Here is a 5,224-nt window from a genome sequence, read left to right as displayed (position 1 = left end):
GTGAGGGGGGTGTCGGGGTGTTCGGTGAGGTAGGTGGCGAGGCGTTGCGCCTGTCCGGCCAGCCCGGTGCTGCCTCGGGCTGAGAGCAGCAGTGGCACGGGGCCCGTACCGTCGGCCAGCACCCGCGGCCGCTCACCGCCCCCCTCGGGCAGCGGCGACGCAGGCTCCTCCACCGGCACTTCTTCGAGGATGACGTGGGCATTCGTGCCGGACACGCCGAAGCCGGAGACGGCCGCGCGCCTAGGCCGGTCCATGTCGGGCCAGGAACGGGCCTCGGTCAGCAGCTCGACATGCCCCGCGCTCCAGTCGACCTGCGGGGTCGGCTCGTCGACGTGCAGGGTGCGCGGCAGCATTCCGTGCCGTAGCGCCATCACCATCTTGATGACACCGGCGACGCCCGCGGCGGCCTGCGTATGACCGATGTTGGACTTCACCGAACCCAGCCACAGCGGCTGCTCCGCATCCCTGTCCTGCCCGTAGGTGGCGAGCAGTGCCTGCGCCTCGATCGGGTCACCGAGCGGGGTGCCCGTGCCATGGGCCTCCACGGCGTCCACGTCGGCACCGGTCAGCCCGGCATTCGCCAACGCCTGCCGGATCACCCGCCGTTGCGAGGGGCCGTTCGGCGCGCTCAGACCGTTGGAGGCGCCGTCCTGGTTCACCGCGGAGCCTCGCACCACGGCCAGGACACGATGCCCGTTGCGCACGGCGTCGGACAGCCGCTCCAGGAGCAGCACGCCCGCGCCCTCGGCCCAGCCGGTCCCGTCGGCCGTGGCCGCGAAGGACTTGCAGCGACCGTTCGGCGCGAGTCCGCGCTGCCGCGAGAAACCGACGAAGGCGTCCGGCGTGGCCATCACGGTGACGCCGCCGGCGAGCGCCAGCGAACTCTCCCCGGCCCGTAGCGACTGGGCCGCCAGATGCAGCGCCACGAGCGCCGAGGAGCACGCGGTGTCGATCGTCACCGCGGGGCCCTCCGCACCCAGGAAGTACGACACCCGGCCCGAGACGACACTGCCGACACCGCCGGTCATCGTGTAGCCCTCGACGCCGTCGGGCACCGTGTCCAGGCGTGTGGTGTAGTCGTGGTTGACCAGCCCGGTGAAGACCCCGACCGGCTTCCCCCGCAGCGTGGCGGGATCGATGCCGGCCCGCTCCAGCGACTCCCAGGAGATCTCCAGCATCAGCCGCTGCTGCGGGTCCATCGCCAGCGCCTCGCGCGGCGAGATCCCGAAGAAGCCCGCGTCGAACTGGTCGGCGTCGTGCAGGAACCCGCCCTCGCGGGCGTAGCTGGTGCCGGGGTGGTCCGGGTCCGGATGGAAGAAGTTCTCCAGGTCCCAGCCGCGGTTCGCCGGGAAGCCCGTGATCGCGTCGCCCCCGGAGCTCAGCAGGTCCCAGAACTCCTCCGGCGAGGACACCCCGCCGGGGAACCGGCAGGCCATCCCCACGATCGCGATCGGGTCGTCGGCGTCGTGGACGAGCTCCGCGTCCCCGGCCACGTCGGTCGCCTCCCCGAGCAGCTCGGCAAGGAGGAAGTCCGCGAGCGCGACAGGCGTCGGGTAGTCGAAGACGAGGGTGGCGGGCAGGCCGGTGCCGACCGCGTCCTGGAGCCGTCGCTGGAGCCTGACACCGGCGAGGGAGTCGAAGCCGAGGCTGCGGAAGTCCCTGGTCGCGTCGATGGGTTCGGTGTGCCCGAGCACCGCGCCGGCCTCGCCCCGGACCAGTTCCAGCACATGCCGGTGCTGCTCCTCGGTCGGCAGTGCGGCCAGCAGCTCGGCATACGTTCCCGTGGCCGCCTGCGTCCCGATGGCGGGCGTGGGGTGGCGGGCTTCGTCGGTGCCGTCGGTGCCCTGGGTGGCAGACCGGCCCGGCCCGGCCGGATCGGCGGACGGGGCGTCGTCCAGCCAGAAACGGCGGTGCTGGAACGGGTAGGTGGGCAGGTCGGCCGTTTCGGACCCGGCGCCCTCGACCAGGGGCTCCCAGGCCACCGGAACGCCGCGGACGTGCAGTTGCGCCAGAGCCGCGACCACCGAGACGGTTTCGTCCGCCTCCCGGTACAGCGCGGGAACGGCCATGAAGGCGTCGCCCCGGTCCCCGGCCGCCCGCTCCGCGAGCGAGGTGAGGACACCACCCGGGCCCAGTTCCAGGAACGTCGTCACGTCCTGCTCGAACAGGGCCGTGAGCCCGTCGGAGAAGCGCACGGTCCGGCGTACGTGCTCCACCCAGTACCGGGGGGAGCACAGCTGCTCGGCCGTGGCCGTCGTACCGGTGACGTTCGAGACCACCGGCACGGCCGGCGGAAGCAGGGTCAGCCCGGCGACGATGTCACCGAACTCGGCGAGCATGGTGTCCATGTGCGGCGAGTGGAAGGCGTGGCTGACCCGCAGGCGCCGGGTCCGGTGCCCCCGGGCCGCGAGTTCCCCGGCGATCCGGGTGACCGTCTCCGCGTCGCCGGAGAGCACGACCGACGTCGGCCCGTTCACCGCGGCGACGGCCACCGCCCCGGGCTGCCCGGTGACGAAGGGCAGCACCTCGTCCTCGGCCACGTCGACGGCGACCATCGCACCGTCGGCGGACACGGACTGCATGAGCCGTCCGCGCGCCGCGACCAGGGTCGCCGCGTCCTCCAGCGACAACACCCCGGCCACATGGGCGGCGCTCACCTCACCGATGGAGTGCCCCGCCAGCACATCGGGACGCACGCCCCAGGACTCGTACAGGCGGTAGAGCGCCGTCTCGGTCGCGAACAGCGCGGCCTGCGCGTACACGGTGCTGTCGAGCAGGGCGGCCTCGGGCGAATCAGGGGCGGCGAACACCACGTCGCGCAGCCGGTGGGGCACATGGTCCGCCAGCCTGCGGTCCAGCGCGGCACACAGCGCCTCGAACGACTCCCGGTACACGCGATGGTGCTCGTACAACTCCCGGCCCATCCCCGGGCGCTGACTGCCCTGACCCGTGAAGAGGAAGGCGAGCCGGCCAGAACCCCGGACACCTCGTGCGGCGCCCTCCGGGAGCGGGCGGCGCTCGGCGAGAGCGTCCAGGGAGGCGAGCAGGCGCTCCCGGTCCGGGCCGACGGCGACGGCCCGGTGGTCGAGCAGCGCGCGCGTGGTGATCAGCGCATGGGCGACGGCGGCCGGATCGACGTCGGGCCCGCCCCGGACGAACGCGGCCAGGCGCGCCGCCTGCTCGGCCAGCGCGTCCGCACTCTGCGCGGACAGCAGCCAGGGCAGGGCGGCCGGAGCGACACCGGCTCCCGGGCCTTCGGCCGAGTCGGACGCTGCCTGTTCGAGGATGACGTGCGCGTTGGTCCCCGACACTCCGAAGCCGGAGACGGCCGCGCGGCGGGGCCGGTCCCTGTCGGGCCAGGGGCGGGTCTCGGTGAGCAGCTCGACATGCCCCGCCGACCAGTCCACCTGCGGCGTCGGCTCGCCCACGTGCAGGGTGCGGGGGAGTACACCGTGCCGCATCGCCATGACCATCTTGATGACACCGGCGACGCCCGCGGCGGCTTGCGTATGACCGATGTTGGACTTCACGGAGCCCAGCCACAGAGGTCGTTCGGCGTCGTGGTCCTGCCCGTAGGTGGCCAGCAGCGCCTGCGCCTCGATCGGGTCGCCCAGTGTCGTGCCGGTGCCGTGTGCCTCTACGGCGTCCACGTCCGCGCCGGTCAGCCCGGCACTGGCCAACGCGCGCCGGATCACGCGCTGCTGGGAGGGGCCGTTGGGTGCGGTGAGTCCGTTGGAGGCGCCGTCCTGGTTGACGGCGGAGCCACGGATGACACCCCAGATGCGGCGCTTGTTGCGTACGGCGTCGGACAGCCGCTCCAGCACCAGCACACCGGCACCTTCGGCCCACCCGGTGCCGTCGGCCGTCGCCGCGAACGCCTTGCACCGGCCGTCGGGCGACAACCCCCGCTGCCGGGAGAAGTCGACGAACGCGTCCGGCCCCGCCATGACCGTCACACCACCGGCGAGCGCCAGGGAGGACTCACCCGAACGCAGCGACTGCGCCGCGAGATGCAGGGCCACCAGGGACGACGAACAGGCCGTGTCCAGTGTCACCGCCGGTCCCTCCAGGCCCAGGAAGTACGACACCCGGCCCGACACCACGGCGTTGGAGGCCCCCGTGATCCGGTGGCCCTCCACCGACTCCGGCATACGGTGCAGGCGCAGCGCGTAGTCCTGGGTGTTCACCCCGGTGAAGACACCGACGTCCCCGCCCCGCAGGCTCGTCGGATCGATACCGGCCCGCTCCAACGTCTCCCAGGAGATCTCCAGCATCAGCCGCTGCTGCGGGTCCATCGCCAGCGCCTCACGCGGCGAGATACCGAAGAAGTCCGCGTCGAAACCGGCCACGTCGTCGAGGAACGCGCCCCGACGGGCGTACGACGTCCCGGGGTTGTCCGGATCCGGGTCGTACAGGGCGTCGAGGTCCCAGCCCCGGTCCGTCGGGAAGTCGGCGACCGCGTCGACGCCCTTCGCCACCAACTCCCACAGCTCCTCGGGACTTCCCACTCCGGCGGGAAAGCGGCAGCCCATGGCGACAATGGCGACGGGCTCGTCCGCGTCCGCCGGCACCGGGGCGGCGGCCGACGCCAAAGCTGCCCCGGTGCCGAGGAGTTCGGCCTCCAGATGCCGTGCCAAGACCCGGGCACTCGGGTGGTCGTACAACAGCGTCGCGGGCAGCCGCAGCCCGGTCGCCGAGCCCAGACGATTGCGCAGCTCGACCGACATCAAGGAGTCGAAGCCGAGGTCCCGGAAAGAGCGCACGGCGTCGATCCGGTCCGCGGACACGTGCCCCAGCACCTGTGCGGCATGCTCGCCCACCAGAGCGACCAGCGCCTTCTCCCGCTCCTCCGAGCCCAGCGCGGCCAGCCGACGGACCAGAGCCGTGCCGTCCTGCCCCGCCTCGGAACCCGCCGCACGACGTCGTACGGGTGCGAGGCCACGCAGCGGAGCCGGAACGGAGCCGTCGAACGCCGAGGCCCTGAGCGCCCCGAGATCCAGCCGGGCCGGCACCAGACCGGCGTCGGAGGAGCGCAGCCCCAGGTCGAGCAGCCGCACCCCGTCCGCGGCGCTGAGCGGCACCATGCCGGCCCGCCGATTGCGCCGCACATCAGCCTGGCCGAGCCGCGCCGTCATTTCGGAGTTCTGTCCCCACCAGCCCCAGGCGAGGGAGGTGGCGGGTTGGTGGTGGGTGTGGCGGTGGTGGGCGAGGGCGTCGAGGAAGG

The 5,224-nt window shown here is 73.0% G+C and carries 1 protein-coding gene; it reads right to left on the bottom strand.

Annotated features, from left to right (window positions below; translation table 11 throughout):
- Nucleotides 1-5,224, bottom strand: a 5,224-nt coding sequence (locus ACFU95_RS50600; protein ID WP_383844607.1) for a beta-ketoacyl synthase N-terminal-like domain-containing protein, incomplete at both ends; no start/stop codon positions are given.

Origin of the sequence: Streptomyces sp. NPDC057623 (genome assembly GCF_042800355.1) — a bacterium.
Taxonomy (GTDB): domain Bacteria; phylum Actinomycetota; class Actinomycetes; order Streptomycetales; family Streptomycetaceae; genus Streptomyces.
This window is presented reverse-complemented; position numbering and strand designations above follow the sequence as displayed.